Origin of the sequence: Alicyclobacillus sp. SP_1 (genome assembly GCF_024706985.1) — a bacterium.
GTDB lineage: Bacteria > Bacillota > Bacilli > Alicyclobacillales > Alicyclobacillaceae > Alicyclobacillus_I.
Window position 1 is genome coordinate 21,350 of record NZ_JAMCCX010000012.1, and the last position, 18,067, is coordinate 39,416.

13 protein-coding genes and 12 tRNA genes are annotated in these 18,067 nt (G+C 51.8%); all 25 read right to left on the minus strand.

Annotation, left to right across the window (positions count from 1 at the left end; all coding sequences use genetic code 11):
* Window positions 1-365: 365 nt before the first annotated feature.
* Window positions 366-584, minus strand: coding sequence for a hypothetical protein (locus tag M4I36_RS02560; RefSeq protein WP_258110099.1), 219 nt, complete (start codon window positions 582-584; stop codon window positions 366-368).
* Between the two features lie 101 nt (window positions 585-685).
* On the minus strand, window positions 686-2,473 hold the full coding sequence (locus tag M4I36_RS02565) for an IS1634 family transposase (RefSeq protein WP_483860614.1): 1,788 nt from the start codon (window positions 2,471-2,473) through the stop codon (window positions 686-688).
* A 601-nt stretch (window positions 2,474-3,074) separates the two neighbouring features.
* Window positions 3,075-3,347 carry a hypothetical protein gene (locus M4I36_RS02570; RefSeq protein WP_258110100.1) on the minus strand — a complete coding sequence of 91 codons (273 nt, stop codon included), beginning with the start codon at window positions 3,345-3,347 and terminating at the stop codon, window positions 3,075-3,077.
* 626 nt (window positions 3,348-3,973) lie between these two features.
* Window positions 3,974-4,738: a replication-relaxation family protein gene (locus tag M4I36_RS02575; protein ID WP_258110101.1), complete on the minus strand. Its 765-nt coding sequence runs from the start codon at window positions 4,736-4,738 to the stop codon at window positions 3,974-3,976.
* Window positions 4,739-6,671: 1,933 nt separating this feature from the next.
* On the minus strand, window positions 6,672-7,058 hold the full coding sequence (locus M4I36_RS02580; RefSeq protein ID WP_258110102.1) for a hypothetical protein: 387 nt from the start codon (window positions 7,056-7,058) through the stop codon (window positions 6,672-6,674).
* A 20-nt stretch (window positions 7,059-7,078) separates the two neighbouring features.
* Entirely contained in the window at window positions 7,079-7,666 is a 588-nt protein-coding gene (locus M4I36_RS02585) for an AAA family ATPase (protein WP_374985256.1), read from the minus strand.
* 243 nt (window positions 7,667-7,909) lie between these two features.
* A tRNA-Ser gene (locus tag M4I36_RS02590) sits at window positions 7,910-8,003 on the minus strand.
* Window positions 8,004-8,011: 8 nt separating this feature from the next.
* A tRNA-Val gene (locus tag M4I36_RS02595) sits at window positions 8,012-8,087 on the minus strand.
* Between the two features lie 6 nt (window positions 8,088-8,093).
* A tRNA-Thr gene (locus M4I36_RS02600) sits at window positions 8,094-8,169 on the minus strand.
* Window positions 8,170-8,174: 5 nt separating this feature from the next.
* Window positions 8,175-8,249 (minus strand) — tRNA-Asn (locus M4I36_RS02605).
* An 8-nt stretch (window positions 8,250-8,257) separates the two neighbouring features.
* A tRNA-Ala gene (locus M4I36_RS02610) sits at window positions 8,258-8,333 on the minus strand.
* A gap of 55 nt (window positions 8,334-8,388) precedes the next feature.
* Window positions 8,389-8,465 (minus strand) — tRNA-Pro (locus M4I36_RS02615).
* Window position 8,466: 1 nt separating this feature from the next.
* Window positions 8,467-8,543, minus strand: a tRNA-Arg gene (locus M4I36_RS02620).
* Between the two features lie 5 nt (window positions 8,544-8,548).
* Window positions 8,549-8,623 (minus strand) — tRNA-Gln (locus M4I36_RS02625).
* A gap of 5 nt (window positions 8,624-8,628) precedes the next feature.
* Window positions 8,629-8,704: transfer RNA gene (locus M4I36_RS02630), tRNA-His, on the minus strand.
* Window positions 8,705-8,709: 5 nt separating this feature from the next.
* Window positions 8,710-8,785 (minus strand) — tRNA-Trp (locus M4I36_RS02635).
* Window positions 8,786-8,839: 54 nt separating this feature from the next.
* Window positions 8,840-8,923, minus strand: a tRNA-Tyr gene (locus tag M4I36_RS02640).
* A 5-nt stretch (window positions 8,924-8,928) separates the two neighbouring features.
* Window positions 8,929-9,004 (minus strand) — tRNA-Thr (locus M4I36_RS02645).
* Between the two features lie 138 nt (window positions 9,005-9,142).
* The gene (gene hfq, locus M4I36_RS02650) at window positions 9,143-9,388 is read right to left on the minus strand and encodes an RNA chaperone Hfq (protein WP_258110103.1); all 246 of its coding nucleotides are present in this window, start codon (window positions 9,386-9,388) and stop codon (window positions 9,143-9,145) included.
* Between the two features lie 94 nt (window positions 9,389-9,482).
* On the minus strand, window positions 9,483-10,439 hold the full coding sequence (gene miaA, locus M4I36_RS02655; RefSeq protein WP_258110104.1) for a tRNA (adenosine(37)-N6)-dimethylallyltransferase MiaA: 957 nt from the start codon (window positions 10,437-10,439) through the stop codon (window positions 9,483-9,485).
* On the minus strand, window positions 10,439-11,272 hold the full coding sequence (locus M4I36_RS02660) for a class I SAM-dependent methyltransferase (protein ID WP_258110105.1): 834 nt from the start codon (window positions 11,270-11,272) through the stop codon (window positions 10,439-10,441). The genes miaA and M4I36_RS02660 overlap by 1 nt, the downstream gene beginning before the upstream one ends.
* Window positions 11,265-13,178, minus strand: coding sequence for a DNA mismatch repair endonuclease MutL (mutL, locus tag M4I36_RS02665; protein WP_258110106.1), 1,914 nt, complete (start codon window positions 13,176-13,178; stop codon window positions 11,265-11,267). Before mutL ends, M4I36_RS02660 begins: the two co-directional genes overlap by 8 nt.
* Entirely contained in the window at window positions 13,160-15,796 is a 2,637-nt protein-coding gene (gene mutS / locus M4I36_RS02670; protein ID WP_258110107.1) for a DNA mismatch repair protein MutS, read from the minus strand. The genes mutL and mutS overlap by 19 nt, the downstream gene beginning before the upstream one ends.
* Window positions 15,797-15,972: 176 nt before the next feature.
* Window positions 15,973-16,425 carry a YlbF/YmcA family competence regulator gene (locus M4I36_RS02675; protein ID WP_258110109.1) on the minus strand — a complete coding sequence of 151 codons (453 nt, stop codon included), beginning with the start codon at window positions 16,423-16,425 and terminating at the stop codon, window positions 15,973-15,975.
* Window positions 16,422-17,912, minus strand: coding sequence for a tRNA (N6-isopentenyl adenosine(37)-C2)-methylthiotransferase MiaB (gene miaB, locus M4I36_RS02680; protein ID WP_258110110.1), 1,491 nt, complete (start codon window positions 17,910-17,912; stop codon window positions 16,422-16,424). The genes M4I36_RS02675 and miaB overlap by 4 nt, the downstream gene beginning before the upstream one ends.
* Window positions 17,913-18,067 lie beyond the last annotated feature (155 nt).

Consider the following 18,067-nt stretch of genomic DNA (forward strand, 5'->3'; position numbering starts at 1 on the left):
CATTCCATCATCCCATCCGGTCACAAACCATGCTTGTTTTGGTCACAAGAATCGATTCTCCGGTCACAAAAACTACCCTTTCTGGTCACAAAACAGGGTATTTCGGTCACAGAAAACTGGAAACGAATTATTGGGGCAGTAGGATGCGACGGCGTTTTTGTGGAAGAAATCATGCTTTTTCCGGGTCTTGTGACCAGCTTTTCGGTGGGGTGTGCATATACATTGCGCTTATATTGATCACGTGACCATGGAACATGGAACTGGACACTCATTAGGAAAGGACAGACCAAAGTAAGAACAAAATCTCGCGCGTGTATGCACACAGTATTGCAGCAGGGTGTCACAAAACCCTTATATATATAATATTATTGGTAATAAATATTATATATATAATCTACTGCGAGTAGCATTTCCCGCATTTTCGCCCCCTCACATTTTCCAAATTTCTGTGACCGAAGTACCCCGTTTTGTGACCAAAACAGCCCTGTTTTGTGACCAAAACAGCCCTGTTTTGTGACCAAGAACAGCGTTTTTGTGACCAAGAACAGCGTTTTTGTGACCAAGAACAGCGTTTTTGTGCTCATCTTTGACAGCCCCCTAGGCCCAGCAAGGGATTGTAGGGGGTATTTTGCCCTACAACCCAAAGAGCCCCAATCTAGTTGGGGCCTTCAAGTCTGAATTCGGACTAAACGAGGGTGCCGGATGAGGTCTGACGTAGGTGGATGGCCTTCGCAGGAAGCGGAACGTTCAGTGCCTTGAGCACCTGAACCAGGTTTTGTGGCGGAGGTGGTACGCTAAGGAACTCTTTCCCGAGAAACTCAGCCTTCATGACGTGCCAGCGGGCCAGCTCCTTTACAATTCCCTCGCCGGTGTACCATCGATCATTAAGTTCTTTCAATCGTTGCTCACGCTCCGCAGCGTTGTCTATCTGCTTCGCTTCGTGTTCACGCTGTTCCCACCAGCGGCGGTACATCACTTGAATCTCCTGCTCGAACAGATACGCAAGTACACAGACGAATATGTGGCCACGAACGCGCTTCTCATTCCAGTGGTAGACCGGACCTACGTCCAGGAAGTTCTTAATCTCTCTGAACGCCCGTTCCACGTTCATCAATGTTTTGTATGAAGTGACCACCTGCTCAGCAGGTAAATTGGTGTTGGTCTTAATGACAAACTTTCCGTCTCGGAGCGATTCCTTGGCAAGCGCCTCTTCCTTGCGTTTGTACGAGAGCTTCTCGTCAGTGAACTGCACTTCAAGAAACGCTTGTACACCTTTTTTCGTGAGGATGTCACCGACCTTGAGCATCACAGACTGTGTGCTTGTCTTGCGATCGCGGTGGGGGTTCTCCAGCCACGCCTGGTATTCTGACAATGCAATCTCAGCTTCCTCTAACGCGGACACACGGAAGGCTTCGTCTGTCTTTGCTTTGATCGGATTGTGGCAGAGAATGTAGCGGGCATCTTGCCCTTTCTCATCATCCTCGACTGCAGATGCAGGCACCTCGAGGTAGCTAAGGTTACCGCGTAGCTCAGTGTAGGCTGAGATGTCGTTGTACTTTGCCAATAACGCGTCACTGACTACACGACCTCGTTTGTGGTAGCCCACAATGTAGGGATACTTGAGCTCTGCCAACAACTCGGTGTTCTTTTTGGTGACCATGCCACGGTCCCCGACGAAGACACACTGTTCAACGGAGAACTCATTCTTCAAACGTTCCAGAATCTCTTTGACGGTCTTCTTGTCCGGTGTGTTCCCTGCAAAGACTTCATGGGTGATTGGCAGGCCATCTTGTGTTACGAGCAGGCCCAGTTCAACCTGTTCCAGGTCTGGCCGGTGGGTTCGGGAATACCCATGTTCACCAATCGGGCAGTGGTGACCACTGAGGTGCGTACTGGTAAGGTCATAGAGTACCAACGACAAACGAAAGCTCAAGAGGTCGGTGAGTCGTCGGTAGATGAGCTTCTCCAGCTGTGGCTTCATGTCCATGAGGTGATCCAAGGCTCGGTAGAAATGTTGGAGCTGCCAGGGTTCATCGCCGGACTCAGGGAGATACATGTCCTCAATGGTGTGGAACAGGTCCAGCTTGCTTGACGGGTTCATCAAGCGATTACAGACCATTGCTTTCACGTACCGGGCCACATCAAATGTGACTTGTCGGTCTTTCAGTCCGTCCTGTATAGCCTTAGTGAGTCCGAGTTGGTCCCACAAAAATTGAACCACGTAGGGAACGCCGAAGGAGAGGGTAGACTTAGGGTCGAAATCCTCAATCGAACCAGAGGTACGGTTTTGTAGGAGGGATTCTAAGGTGCGAATGAACTGTTGAATCTCTTCCTCCGAGTAGCCATCAACGTTACCAAGACTAGCAATCCGACGCTTTTTGACAGTCTTTCCCTCGCGATAGGATTCAACAATATGCATGTACCTGTAGGTGCGACCATCGGGGCGTTTTGTGGATACAATTTGTGCGAACACAGGGCTCACCACCGCCTACATTATTACCTACAAATATATAACCAATAGACATACAAATCAAGATAAAAGTTATCCACTGTCCAAACACTTTTTGACCTACATTTTCAGTGTCAAAACAGGACTTATCAACAGAAAAACCGCGCAGCAGCGCGGTTTCGAGACCTAGATGACTGAGTTTTCAACAGCTAAACTGTCAAAGATGAGTTTGTGACCAGAAACGCAGTTTTTGTGACAAGCAGTCAAAATGACTCCAAATCCTATTCTCACTTGTTATCGGATGTACATTCCAAGGGATTCTCATTTTCACTGACGCCGCCAAACCGTCAAACACCAAATCCAATTGCACTATTGCTAGACTCTCTAAACCGCGCCACACGTTCATTTTTGGGGTTCTAGCATGTGTTCAGGTGCCACTAAGATGTTTGTACCGAAAGGCCCTATACTGGGCTATAACACGGCTTTTCGGGCCGCTAATTTAATTCAGCGAGAAGTCTTTACAGACGTAGAACAAGCGGGGAGCGGGTGTGACGGGACTACAACAAAAACAGCCCGATCCCTCGCAGTTGTGCGAGAAACCGGGCTGTCTTTGAGTTCTTTGCAGTCACAGTGCGATGTAGAAAACCGAACCGTTGGCGGCATCCCAAGTCGCGCCAACCGGCCTGCCACTGAAGCAGTCGTCCGTCACTCGTTCCATTCCTTCTGCTTGGCCAAATTCCTGCGCCGAGGCGACGTAGATGTTGCCCGTGTGTCGCGTCGAAAGACGAGCGACTTCTTGTAGGCCATCATCTGTGACGACTTCAAATAAAATCGGTTTGCAGCTGTAGGAATTAGGTTCATAAACGAAATACAGCGTCGCGCTCAGTTTTCGAATCAAGAATACGCACTCCTTTCATACTTTCGGAGTGCGTATGACAAGTTGCAGGAGCTTTCTAAAGTTGAAAACAACTTTAACCCTTAATCGCCCGAATAAGCCCCCATAAAGAGTTTGACGACCAATTTATCCTGTCATACGTGGAAAATTGCTCAAAACCGAAAATGGAGCCGAATCCGGCGGTGTTACGAATTGTGCTATAGGCATATATTCCAAACCAACCATTTATAAGGAGTCAAATTGACCCTATACCGACGAAGACGGAACCCCTCCCCAAAGTCGTTCCATGCTTCAACGAGCGTTCTGGCAACCCTCTGGTGAGCTGGAGGTACGAAAGTGAAAAGCCGACCCGGACAGCCCGGATCGGCTCAGTCAAAATTAGCTCCTACGATGTTCAAAAGGATAGTTTCCATGTGTACCCAGCCATGTACCAGAACTTCGTTTTCGACGTTCGGAGTCTTGGTAAGATGATGGTCCGGGTTCGGTATCATCGCGGCAAAGTCAAAGTCTACCCTACCTATAATCTCTTGAACCGCATATGGTTCCAACGAAACTTGGTTCTCCCAAAGGGGGATCAACCAGCCAACCGCCTCCGGCGTTCTCGTTTTCACGTAGTTCTTTTTTCGTTATTACTCCGTTTGCCGCCTCTTGTCCCTCTCCCCTGCCATATAGCTTGTTTCCTGTCCTGCGATGTAAAATAGCATTGCTATGTTTGCTGCTTGTCTCCTCTCCTTGACGTCCTGCCATCTACTGACGAGCCAGCGTACCCGTTCGATGGTTGGTGCGACCCATATCACCCGACGCACCTGCCCTTTGGTTTTTTCGTCGATAATGGAAAGGTTCTGGACGTATAATGCAAATTTTTTTCGTAGTTGCCTGCTCGATTCCGTCGCGTTGTCGTATTCCAGCCAGAAGATGCCTCTGTTTGCAGTCTGAATCAATGCGTCAGGACGAATGTAGCTTTTGCGGATTTCTGCGTCTGTGTTCCCCGCTATCTTGCGAAAGCTAAAAAGTTCATCCGCACTCTCTCTTGTGCTGTACCATTGTACGCCCTCGCACCCATGTGCCTTGACGTACCTCAGCAAAATGTCATTCACACCGAGTTGATGGGAAATCTGAGCTTTCATCGTCACGATTTTCCCTTCGATATTGCAAAGCTGATGAGCCGCACGAACACCGTTTTCGTCTAACATGTAGACCGTTTGTCCATGACTATCCCGGCTGGTCAAAAGCATTTGTTTCTGTCTGAGCTTTAGGAGATGACTATCTGTCTTACTCCGCCGCCAGCCTAAGAGCAACATTAAGTCCTTGCGCCTAAGTACACCGGCATCAAACAGCGTACCGATTACCTTTTCGGTGTCCGTAAACTCACCATTTGCCCAGTTCAGAATCATTGTTTTCACCCTCTCTCCGTCAACTCTCCCGTTACTGAAACGAAGTTGCCATTTGGTACAAATTCGCATCGTTTTTTTGTGTCGCAAAGACGACGGTCTTCTCATAAAGTCGGCTCCTGTACGTCAGAAACTCAACTTCGGGAGATTTGTACACGGATGAACGAGTGCTCGGAAAAAATCAGGAAGGCGCATTCTTCCTGAACGGGCAACTGCGAATTCGTCGAGATGGATTTTCGATCGTCAGTCTTGTGACACCCTGAACCCTAAAAAAGCATCGTTTCGGTCACAGAAAGGGGGTTTTTGGTCACAGAACGGGTAATTTCGGTCACAAACGCATGGTCTTTGGTCACAGAGAAATGGAAATTTTGAGGCGTGAATCCTTGTGGCAGTAGAGAGGGTACTGGAAAAAATGGCCGAAAAATCGTGTTTTGTGACACCTGAAAAAAATTGTGTGCATATACAGTGCTAGATCAACAACTATATCGAGGGGGTAAAAGGACAAAAAAGCAAGAAATTCGCACGTGATCATATACAGTGTTTAAAAATCTTGGTCACAAGCTCCTTAATATTATTAATATTTTCCATAAATATTATATATAAATCCTTTTATATCAAGGATTATTGAAATTTCCATTTCCATTTTTCTGTGACCAAGAATGGTGTTTTTGTGACCAAGAATCGGGTTTCTGTGACCAAGAATCGGCTCTCTGTGACCAAAACAGGGTCAAATACAGGGCTTTTGTGACCAGAACGAGTGGCATGAGAGTAGCGAAAATGACGAATTGGAAATCTTGGATGTAAATGGAATGACAAAGGTGATGGTAATGAATGCGTCCATCTTGAGCACCCAACCATGGTTGCAATGTCGCCTTCCGAGTTCCGCTCGACCAATTTATCCTTTTGCATGCAGAACCACTTCTGTGGTCAATGAAGGCTCAATCACACGCTGTAAGACCGTTGCCAAAGTGCCTCCTCCGGTTTCACGAAGTCTCCTTCCTCTGAAAATCGAGCCCAGATGAAAATGAAAGTGGGCATGCACCCGGTCACAAGCACAGAGGATTTTGGACGACGCTTATATTTCGTGTGCGGCTGCGCGTACAGATTTACTTTCTTGAATCGTTGAACCATGTCACCCACTCAAACTCTACTCTCCGTAGGGCCAAGTCGCACCTAATGTATCTCCATAGTGTCGCCTTTCTCTCACCATGGTTGCTCCATATTATCACCATATTGACACTTGGCACGTGCCCAATGACTAGGCGAACGCTCCCCGCTCCGATACCGTTGGAAGTTCCACTACAACGAGTTCGAGGTTGGGTTGTCGACCCCAATGTCGAATTGCTTACATGCTCCGACGACAGTAGGAGATCGCGGCGCATGCTGGTTCAGCACTGGCCTACTTTCCTCTGGCGACGCCAACTTCTCGTTTCTGGTGCGAAAATGTCACCACTGATGTTATCTACCGTTTTTTAAGGTGTTGAATTCGCACCATGATAAACCCCCTTTGCGTCAAGGACCTTAATGCACTGCAGACGACATCGCATAATACTTATGACAACCGCAGCATTATTAGCGTCAAAAACGCACCTTCAAAATCATCGTCGTTAGCTCCAACGAGGTCATGACTGGCCTTTGAGCCATCTGCCTCGCTGTAGTTTCCCATCACCATTACCTCTCAGTTCCCAAGCGCGAGTTGATAACCAATAACAGATCCTTGGCGCATACGCATTTCTTGGGTACAGTCTTTGTCCGCAATTCACGGTTTTTCCCTTCCCTACGGCGTTTTACGGTGTTTTAGGGCGCAAGATTTGACACAGACCCAGAGAATGGGTCACTGCATCCAAGTTGCTCGGGTGAGGTTTTTTCGAAGACAAAGTTGTAAATGCTGCAACCCGACAGAGCCTTTAGTAATATGGCGTCCTGTGTGGTCCCGTTAATTTCTTCTGCCGATTTGTCCATAGTTGATCGGCTTGCACCCGCCCTCCAACAAAACCTGACGAATGTAGGGTGCCGACCGGCCTATGGCTTGTCCTATCTCAGCAAAGGTTTTTTGCTCCAAAAAGTGCATACGATGTATCAGTTCAAAGTCTTTCTGCCTCATTTTCCTTGCCCGTGCTGCCGGGGTGATTCTCTCTATTCCGTACCAAGATAAGAGTTTTTTAACGTCCCACCAAGGAACTTCTAGTACATCACCGATTTCTTGAAACGTCATCAACTCGTCTCGATACCTTGACACCATCTGCTGTAACAAGTGCTCATGTCTTCGAAACGTATTCGCCAAAAACTCGTCCGACCGCACCACGCCTCGATTTAAAGTCACTATGGACCGGACCACATAATTCAAACCTTGGTCTTGACCAAACAGTCAATCGCTTCCCGCCCGAAATCCTTGTTGCCGCCGCGGGCCAGTGAATACGCTTCATCAATAAAGAGGACTCCACCGAGCGCACGCTCAATGTGTTCGCGAGTCTTTTGGGCTGTGTGGCCGATGTACTCACCAACGAGATCGGCACGCTCAACTTCAACAAGGTGGCCTTTTTCGAGTAGTCCCAGGTCTCGATACATTTCGGCGAGCAGCCGCGCGACTGTGGTTTTTCCGGTTCCCGGATTGCCCGAAAAGACCATATGCAGGACCGTAGGCGCCGTCTTGAGACGCGCCATCCGCCGCTGCTCCTGAATATAGACGTGGGCAAATATTTGACGAATCGTCGCTTTGACGTCTTCCAATCCAACCAAGGTATCTAAGCGACCGAGAATTCCCATCAGCCGCTCGCGTGTCATGCGCGTGACGGTAGGCATGGGTATCAGTGAATCTCGCCCGGACAATCGAGTCAAAGCTTCACCAACCGCAATTCGGCCATTCTCAAATTCCTCAAGAACTTGTATCTTTGTGATGGCATGTGGTTCCAAGCGAGTTCGCGACGGCAAATGGCTCACCTCAACTTCGTCATCCGATTCTTCGGTAGCCTATGCCACCTTTTTGATATGGGTGAATGCCTAGAAAGAGAGCGGTCGTCGGAGCGACATACCCGTGAACCACCTTTATCCAAGGCGCCACTCGCAGAATCCACACAAGAGCTCCCCGGCAATCCTTCAAGCTTCAGGCGACATAAACAAACAGGGACCAGCCCGCTAGGACTCGTCCCTGTTTGTCTCGTTGAATTTCAATTTTGGCGGAGTGAGACGGATTCGAACCGTCGATACGGTTTTTGACCGTATACTCGCTTAGCAGGCGAGCGCCTTCGACCTACTCGGCCATCACTCCATAGACAGTGGTGGGCGTTGACGGGTTCGAACCGCCGACCCCCTGCTTGTAAGGCAGGTGCTCTCCCAGCTGAGCTAAACGCCCGAAATGTGGAGCTCCCAACCAGATTCGAACTGGTGACCTCATCCTTACCATGGATGCGCTCTGCCGACTGAGCTATGGGAGCATGGTTGGCTCCCCGAGTAGGATTCGAACCTACGACCCTCCGGTTAACAGCCGGATGCTCTACCGCTGAGCTATCGAGGAAAATCAAGTGGTGGAGGTAGACGGATTCGAACCGACGACCCCCTGCTTGCAAGGCAGGTGCTCTCCCAGCTGAGCTATACCCCCACGAGAATTCATGCATTACATTTTGAGAACAGACATGGATGAGAAATCTGTTCTATGGTCGGAGCAGCGGGATTCGAACCCACGACCTCCTGCTCCCAAGGCAGGCGCGCTACCAAGCTGCGCTATGCTCCGATGGCGTGCCCGGAGAGATTCGAACTCCCGACCTCTTGATTCGTAGTCAAGCGCTCTATCCAGCTGAGCTACGGGCACAAGACTGGCTGGGGGAGAAGGGATCGAACCTTCGCATAACGGAGTCAAAGTCCGTTGCCTTACCGCTTGGCTATCCCCCATTAGTTGGGGTGAGCGATGGGAATCGAACCCACGTATGCCGGATCCACAATCCGGTGCGTTAACCCCTTCGCCACGCTCACCACACTGGCAGGGGCGGCAGGATTCGAACCCACGACATGCGGTTTTGGAGACCGCCGTTCTACCAGCTGAACTACGCCCCTAGGCCTAAGAAAACCAATCTTTGACTCCGCAAAGCTCTCCAAGTACAAACCACTTGGTGGAGGGGGAAGGATTCGAACCTTCGAAGCTTCCGCAACGGATTTACAGTCCGCCCCATTTGGCCACTTTGGTACCCCTCCGCTACTGGAGCCAGCGACAGGAGTCGAACCTGCGACCTACTGATTACAAGTCAGTTGCTCTACCTGCTGAGCTACGCTGGCGCCTCATCGGCGACAAGTCATAACTTAACACAGCGCGAGCACTCGTGTCAACTGCGAATTTCGACGCCAATACCGACCTTTTACTTCCAATTAAAGCGCGACATTCGACTGAATTTTGCGACGAGTCGCCGGGCTTACTCACTCAGCTGTGGGTTCTTCCAATGCCATCAAGTTGACGGCACGCAAAGGAATAAACGTAGATATGGCATGCTTGTATATCATCTGCTGTTTTCCATCCGCTTCAACAACAATCGTGAAGTTGTCAAACGCCTTCACATTTCCACGAATTTGAAATCCATTCACCAAGTATACAATGACCGGTATTTTCTCTTTGCGGACTTGATTCAAGAATGTATCTTGAATGTTCACCGGCTGCTTACTCACGCCGTTCACTCCTGTCATCAGCGGATGAGAGTAGTCTATCATGCGCTACTCCGATTGCACGAAAGCCAACTGCAGTTTGAGACAAAGTTACACGTCAGGTGTATTCGCGATGGTCACATGAAATTCCTGCAAAATATTTGCCGATACGCTCACTGGCGACGTCAATCAGCTGATTCGCGTTTAGAACCGACATGTCCAGCCACTCAACTCGCTCATCTTGTCGCAAAAAACTGAGTTGGCGTTTGGCATAGCGTCTTGTGTCCTGTTGGATTTTCCCGACCATGTCCGGCATCGTCATCTTTCCCTCCAGGAACGCCACGACGTGCCGATAGCCAATGGCCTGCATTGCCTGGCCACCCAGTGGCACGCCGCGCAACATCAGTTGTTCAACTTCACGAATCCACCCTGCTTGAACCATGGCTTCAACGCGTTGATTGATACGACGGTACAACTCCTCGCGAGAACATGTCAAACCAAGCAGCAGTGCATCAAAGCGTGGTGGTCTCGGATGCCATTGATAGGACGCAGAAAGCGGCTGACCTGTGATATAGTATACCTCCAATGCCCGAATCACCCGTCGAACATCGTTCGGATGAAGTCTGTTTGCGGAGAGCGGATCGACCCGAACGAGTTCTGCATGGAGTGCTTCAACTCCACACTCTTCAGCTCGCTGCTGAAGGGATGCCCGCAATGCACTCGATTTCGCTTGATGCTGAAAATCGAGCCCGTCGACCAGACCGCGAACATAGAGCGTGGTCCCGCCGACTACCAACGGCAGGCGGCCTCGGGCCGAGATGTCGTGAATTCTCTCTTCGGCATAGCTCACGAAGTCTGCCACCGTAAAGCTTGCCTCCGGTTGAACGAGATTAAGACCGTAATGGGGAACGCCTTTCATTTCCTCGAGAGTCACTTTCCCGGTCCCAACGTCCAGGCCCTGGTAGATTTGCATTGAATCGGCGGAAATGATTTCACCATCAAATACCCGTGCCAACTCGATGGCCAACGCGCTCTTGCCAACTCCGGTTGGACCAACCACACAGACGAGCGTCATCAAGGTCTCCCCCTTTGCCACACGGCGAAGGCAAAACTTGCATTCGTCTTGTCCGGAAGAACAGGAAGGTCTGACAAAAGTTTATCGCCCAAGCGACACTTTATCACAACCGTCCGCCGCGCCACTCGACAGGCGTCCGCAAACACGTCTCTCGTCAGCACCTGGTGATTTGCAAAAATACGCAGCGGCTCCATTGCCGCAGACCGTTCCAAAGGGTGGTGAAACATCGGATCGAAATAGACCGCATCGACCGAGGCATCGCCCAATTTGGAAAGAATTCGACCGGAGTCGCCCCAGAGCATCTCGATACCCGCCAAATGCTCGGCCACATCCGGCGGAATGGAGCGAGTCCAGCGCACGGCATACTGCATCAGGCGGGCAACGAGAAAAGTGGACTCAACCGCGATGACGCGCCCGCTTTGCCCGACGCCTGCTGCCAGCAAGAGTGCGTCTCCGAGGAGTCCGCAGGTGGCATCCAAAACCACATCACCAGGACGAACTCCGATGGCTCGAAGCAACCGGTCTTGGCGCCCTCGTTGGTGCTCACGAAGCCGCAACAAGGACATTCCAGGGTGGTAGCGAAGTGCCATTTCCGGGGCCTGCCGGTGAATGAGGCTGGGCTCGTCTCCCGCCAACACGACGACGTTTGCAGAGGTCTTTGCAAACAACTCCTCCACACTGCGGCCCCGCCGTTCAAGGTAAGTGGCTCCGAAAAAAGCCGCAGTCTGCCGAGCGCATCTCTCTTTGTCTGCATTGCCTTCCTGACGGATTGGCAACACACTGACAATTGGCGCACTTTGCTTATCCTCTCGAGAACGCCGAATGTCAGACAATGCGCCGAAACTCCTTCTCCAGATAATGAGCCGACAATTCAAGAAAGACTGGGCGTCCGTGCGGGCAATGAAACGGATCATCCAGCGTGGTCAACTCGCGACACAAGGCTTCCATCTCAGCCGCAGAGAGTCGATGATTCGCCTTGATGGCCGCCTTGCAAGCTCGCAGCACAACCATCTGGCGAAGCGCGTCCGGCGCATCGACCGTTCTCGTTCCCTTGGCTGCCGCAAACCCCTCGTTTGCGGACGACCGAATGATGTCTTCCACCAGTCTGTCAACGTCCAGTCCTTCCCATACTTCAGGAATCGAGCGAATGAGCACGTCTAAATCTCCAAACCCCTCAGTCTCCAAACCAAGGTTCGCAAACGTCTCTTGATGTTTTTGCCAAAACACATGTTCGGAAGGGCTGAGTGTCAACGTCAAAGGAACGAGAAGTGGAATTTTCGCACCTTGACGCTCTTTCATCTGCGCGCTGAATCGCTCGAAGAGAATGCGTTCGTGCGCGGCGTGTTGGTCAATGATGTACACGTGCTCAGCGTCTTCAGCAACGATATACATACCGAGCACCTGCCCAACGGGACGCAACGACCAGTTCTCCGGCCGCGACCGTGGAACCGCCTCCTCTGGAGCGCGCGCCGCCCTGTACTCTTCGTGACTTTGAGTGGCGTCGAGTGCGCACGGGGGTAACGAGGCGTCCGTCTCCCTTTGCACCTTTCCACTTTCTCGAATATCTCTCGCAAAAACCGCAGGAAGTTCGTGCCGCCATTCGTGAACTCCGTTCAACAGAGGTTGCGCCAGATAAGTGGCAGTCTGTCTATCCATGGGCCGATCCCGCTCCGCAGAAAGTGGCCCTCGCACAAGCGATTCGGGCAGTTGGCGGGCGGTATTGGAGAAGGTTGGTACGGCAGTGAGTTGAACGCCGTCCAAGATGGAAGCCACCATCCGTTCAACAGCGAGGGCAAGTTCCCGCTCTTCACTAAAACGCACCTCGGCCTTGTGCGGATGAATGTTCACATCGACTAGGGTAGGGCTGATTCGAATGTGAAGGCAGTACATAGGGTGGCGGTTGACCATAAGGCGAGACCCATACCCCGCGACAATCGCCTGATGAATGGTCAAGTTCCGAATCGGTCGCTGATTGACAAACAGGTGGCCATGAGCACGATTCGATTTCGCCTGGTTGGGACGACCAATCCAAGCCTGTAACTCAAAGTCAGCAGTGCCGCTCGTCCCCTCCAAAAAATTCGCGGCTTCCGAAGGCCCGTAGAGCGCTGCCAAGACAGAGCGCAGATTCCCTCGACCGGGTGAAGAGAAACTACTGTGACCGTCGACGCTCAACCGAAAAGCAACCTCCGGATGTGCCAGCGCAGCCCGCTGCACCACCTCAGCGCAGCGAGCAGACTCGGTCTGAACGCTGCGAAGATACTTCAATCGGGCTGGGGTGTTGAAGAAGAGCTCACGGACACAGATGCGCGTGCCTGGAGCAGACTGAACCGCAACCGGAACAGATACTTCGTCCGAACCTTCGACCGACACGCAGACAGCACTCGTTTGCTCAGCCTGGCGCGTGACTAACTCCACCTTCGCTACAGCCGCTATCGCCGCCAACGCCTCGCCTCGGAAGCCGAGAGTGCGCACCTGGGTCAGGTCACGCGCATGCAGCAGTTTGCTCGTCGCATGGCGAGCAAACGACAAGACAGCATCTTCCTCGGACATTCCAACGCCATCGTCTTCGACCGAAATTTCTCGAATTCCACCTTCGACGATAGAGACGTGAATTCGTCTAGCTCCTGCATCCAAACTGTTTTCGATTAACTCCTTGACGCACGATGCGGGCCGCTCGACCACTTCGCCCGCCGCAATTTGGTTGGCCAAGGCGGGACTCATTAATTGAATGACACCCATCGCTCGACCACCTCCTTCGCCCGACTCACCAGCGTCTGCAGCACGATCAAAGCGTCGATCGGCGTGGTCGTCAACGGATCGACAGCCGCTATATCTCGCAGCAGGTTCGCTGCTCCATCCAGTTCCCTGCGCAGAGCAAGGGTCTCCATCGGCCCATTCGAATGGCGCTCCGACTGCGATGGCGGCGGTGCTAGCGGCGCTATTCCATGAGTGGCACTCACTTCGGCTTCGGTCTTGGCCTGTGCCTCGCGCCTGGCTAAGTGAAGACTCGCTCGCTCGAGGACACGCTCTGAGATGCCAGCAAGTCGCGCCACATGCAATCCGTAGCTGCGGTCTGCCGGTTCGCTCACGACGACATGTAAAAACTCGATGCTGCTTCCTCGCTCGGCCACGGCCAGCGAGGCATTGCGAACTCCCGCAACGTCTTGCGCCAAGGCGATGAGTTCATGGTAGTGAGTGGCAAACAAGCAGAACGGACGACTCTCGCTCTGCAAATATTCGACGACGGCCTCGGCGATGGCAAGCCCGTCATAGGTGGACGTTCCGCGACCCATTTCGTCCAAGATGACAAGACTTCGTGATGTTGCATGTTTCAGAATGTGACTGACCTCAGACATCTCCACCATAAACGTGCTCTGACCCGAATGAATGTCGTCGGCAGCGCCAATTCTCGTAAAGATACGATCCAAAATGCCAATGCGCGCCGCCCGCGCAGGAACGAACGAGCCTATGTGCGCCATGATGGCAATCAGTGCTATTTGACGCATGTAAGTGCTTTTACCACCCATATTCGGCCCCGTCAGCACGACAAAATTGTTGTCTTCATCCAAATGGCAGTCATTCGGAACAAAAGACACGGCTAGACCCGCTTCAACGACGGGATGGCGCCCCGCTTTAATGTCTATACCGCGCCCGAGATGCACTTCTGGACGCTCGTAACCATACGCCTCCGCCACTTCGGCCAGCGCCACCAATGCGTCGATTTCCGCTAGACACGACGCGCACGCTTGAATCTTGTGCCGCTCTGCCAAAATTTGCTCACACAGTTCGTTAAACATGTTCTCTTCGAGGGCATTGGCATCTTCAGCCGCCGACAAAATGGCCGACTCCCGCAACTTCAATTCCGGTAGTGTGTAGCGCTCTGCCGAAGCCAACGTCTGGCGTCGCTCGTAGTCGGACGGGACCAGCGAACTCTGCCCCTTGGAGACCTCCACAAAATATCCGAAGACTTTGTTGTAGCCGACTTTCAACGTACGAATTCCAGTTCGATCCCGTTCACGCTGCTCAAACGCGGCAATCCACTGTTTGCCTTCCGATGCGAGGAGTCTCAATTCATCCAGTCGGCTACTCACACCTTGTAGCCAAATCCCGCCGTCGCGAGCGCTCGTAGGTGGGTTGTCATGCATGCGGACGACCGTCAAATCCACGATTGGCAGAACATCCGGCATGCCTTGTTGGAGGTCTGTAACACGGCTCACCTTCGGGAATTGGAAAGAGCGAATGGCCATGGCGGCAGCAAGCGACGTGCCCAAACGATACAAGTCCTTCGGCGTGGCGCGTTGAAACACAACGCGCCCGAGCAAGCGCTCGACGTCCGCCACCTGGCGGAGCAACTGTTTGATTTCTGCTCGCCGCACACCGTCGAGCAACAGGACCTCAACTGCTTCCTGACGCTGCAAAATAGTCGGAAGATGCCCGAGTGGGCGCTCCAACCAACTCTTTAACATGCGGCTACCGAGCACCGTTTGCGTGCGATTCAGGTGATGGAACAGAGTCCCTTCCTTCATCCGCGTACGATTGGTTTCAAACAGTTCCAGATGCCGAATGGCCGTGGCATCCATCTGCAAGGCATCAGGTGTCGTCAAGAAGATTGGGCGCTTACAATGCACAATGGATTGACGCTGCGTGGTTTGTGCGTAGTCTAAGACCGCATAGAGAGCCTGCACGGCGACCGCGTCGCTCGTCAACCCGAGGGCTTCCCATTCTTCTTTAAGAAAACAGCGAAGCATCAGCGAATGGACTGTCGATCCGTCGAAGGCACCGGGACACGCAGTGAACATTGGCGCATTGGCTGGATACCAGACGTGCAGTTCATCAAGCAGGTTTTCCGACCCAAAGAGAATTTCTGCCGGACCATGTAACAGCAACCAATCTCTTATCTCCTCAGCGGCGAAGCTCGAGCCCATCCACACATCGCCCGCCAGTAAATCCACAATAGCCAACCCATACTCTCCGCGCGATTCCACGAGAGCTCCCAGAGAACGGCGTTCGAGACCCTCGTCTGTAAGTGAGGTACCCGGGGTGACCATGCGTACAATTTCACGCCGGACAATACCTTTGGACTGTTTCGGATCTTCCATTTGATTGCAAATGGCAACTTTATATCCATGACCGATAAGGCGGTCCAAATAACCTTCTACGGCGTGATAAGGAACTCCACACATAGGAATTCTCCCGTCCTCGCCACCATCCCGTCCTGTCAACGTGATGTCGAGCACACGACTAGCCGTCTCTGCATCTTCAAAGAAAAGTTCATAAAAGTCACCGAGCCGGAACATCAGTAACGCATCTGGAACCTGTTGCTTAATTTCGAGATATTGTTTCATCATAGGGGTCATAACCGTGCAGTCACTCCTCTTGCTATCCATTCCACTGGGATGATGTTTAGGCAATATGTCGAGACGCTAATCTAAAGAGGCCGCCCTCGCAGTGGCCGGCCTTCTTCGATTCGTTCTTCCTCTGGAGCAGACACATCTCGCGAAAGTAAGAAAGGAGTTCCTGACCTAAGGACACACTAGTGACTCTCACCGCACGTGCACCCTTGTCCATCCGGACCATGTCCGCATCCTTGCCGCGGACCCGGCTCAATTGGCAACACCGGACGCAAGCGCTGCATCAGTCTCTGAACCACTTCTTGAACGACCATGTTTAATTCACTCTGGGCACATTGATATTGAAACGCCACTGGAATTTGCGACAACTCATCTTCGATTTGCGTCAGTTCTGCCTTGGCTTGAACTAAGCGCGGATGCTCCAGACCGTAATGACTCTCCAGCACTTTGATGTTGTTTGTCTTTTGCTTGAGCATCTCAAACAACTCGATGGCCCGAGCATGGCGCGACATTTTTCCACGAGCCTGCCAGAACTGCGCGGCAACATCCGACTCCCGAATCATCTCTGCAACCTCATCGGCCCGAGCCGACCACTCTTCTATTTTCGCATCTTCCAGCATTTCTGTGTTTGTCACGCGCTGACCTCCTTTACGCCAATGAATCGTCCTTTCAGTAGCCAGGTTTGTGGCGTGGTAATCTCTACGTTCGCATACTGTCCAGACAAATCTAAGTTAGATGGAAACAACACGAGTTGATTTCCACGGGTACGCCCTGCTAGCACTTCTGGATTTGTTCGGCTCGGTCCTTCGACCAGAACCTCCACGACTTGTCCTAAAAATCGATTTTGGCGTTGCAACGCAATCTCGTACTGAAGGTCATTTAAGCGACGCAGCCGGTCTTTTTTGGTCTCTGGTGAGACATCATCTGCAAACCGAGCCGCAGGCGTGTTTTCGCGCGGCGAATAGATAAACGTGTACGCGTTGTCAAATTGTATATCACGTACTAAATTCAACGTTTCTTGGAACTGCTCCTCCGTCTCTCCTGGGAAACCGACAATGATATCGGTTGTCAACGAGACATTTGGAATCGCGCGGCGAATCCGTTCGACCAAACTGAAATAATATTCCTTTGTATGACTGCGATTCATCCGCTGCAAAATCCGATTGCTTCCTGACTGGACGGGCAGGTGAATGTGCTCGACGACCTTTTCACAAGACGCCACCGCGTCGATCAAATCATTGGTGAAATTCCAAGGATTCGACGTTGTGAAACGAATTCGGTCAATTCCATCGACACCATTCACTTCCCGCAACAGTTGGGCAAAGGAAGTGCCCTGCAAGTCTACACCGTAGTCATTGACGTTTTGGCCGAGCAAAGTGACTTCCCGATATCCTTGTTCGGCTAACTCGCGGATTTCCCCAAGTATGTCGGCAGGCTGACGACTGCGCTCCGCCCCGCGCGTATGCGGTACGATACAATAGGTGCAAAACTTGTTGCACCCATATTGAATGTTCACCCAAGCACGCACACCGGCGGCACGAACTTTCGGCAGGTCTTCCAATGTTTGCGGTGCAAAATCCCAAACCTCCATGACGGTCATGCGACTCTGGCGCGCATCCCTCAACAGCATGGGCAATCGATGAAGGTTGTGAGTGCCAAATACGACATCAATCCACGGGAATTTTGTCCGAACGAGTTCCTGGACGTGCTCTTCTTGTGCCATGCAACCGCAGAGGCCAATCAACAAATCCGGATTGGCATATTTTAAGGGACGAAGTCGTCCAATCTGTCCAAACACTTTATCTTCCGCATGCTCACGAACAGCACAGGTATTAAATAAGATAAAATCCGCTTGTTCAAGTTCGGTCGTCGGTTCATAGTTCATAGCCTGCAAGAGACCCGCCATCGTCTCCGTATCGTGTTCGTTCATTTGACAGCCATACGTCAAAATGTGATACCGATACGGTTGGCCAGACGGCTTACGACCGACCTGGCAGTCTTTTGTCAAAGCAAGGACATCCCATTGCACTCGCTCCGTTGGCCGCGCGCGATGCACGCCAAACACGAGTCCATCGCCGGCCTGCAGACGACCTTCACGCATCTTGGTGATGAGGTTTTCCACGAGGCTGCCTCCTAAATTTCTTTGTATACCCTGTCGCCATCATAGCATAAGGAACCGCATCCGAACAGGACAGATGACAGCCTTAAACCGCGCCCGAACAGACCGATACGCATCGCCTTCCACACAGATGGAGCACGCGAGATGGACATGCCCCC

Excerpts from the sequence above, each read along its gene's own strand:
- M4I36_RS02560 (WP_258110099.1), bottom strand. The coding sequence starts at position 584 with ATGAGCACAAAAACGCTGTTCTTGGTCACAAAAACGCTGTTCTTGGTC.
- mutL (WP_258110106.1), bottom strand. The coding sequence starts at position 13,178 with ATGGGTGTCATTCAATTAATGAGTCCCGCCTTGGCCAACCAAATTGCG.
- miaA (WP_258110104.1), bottom strand. The coding sequence starts at position 10,439 with ATGACGCTCGTCTGTGTGGTTGGTCCAACCGGAGTTGGCAAGAGCGCG.
- M4I36_RS02575 (WP_258110101.1), bottom strand. The coding sequence starts at position 4,738 with ATGATTCTGAACTGGGCAAATGGTGAGTTTACGGACACCGAAAAGGTA.
- mutS (WP_258110107.1), bottom strand. The coding sequence starts at position 15,796 with ATGACCCCTATGATGAAACAATATCTCGAAATTAAGCAACAGGTTCCA.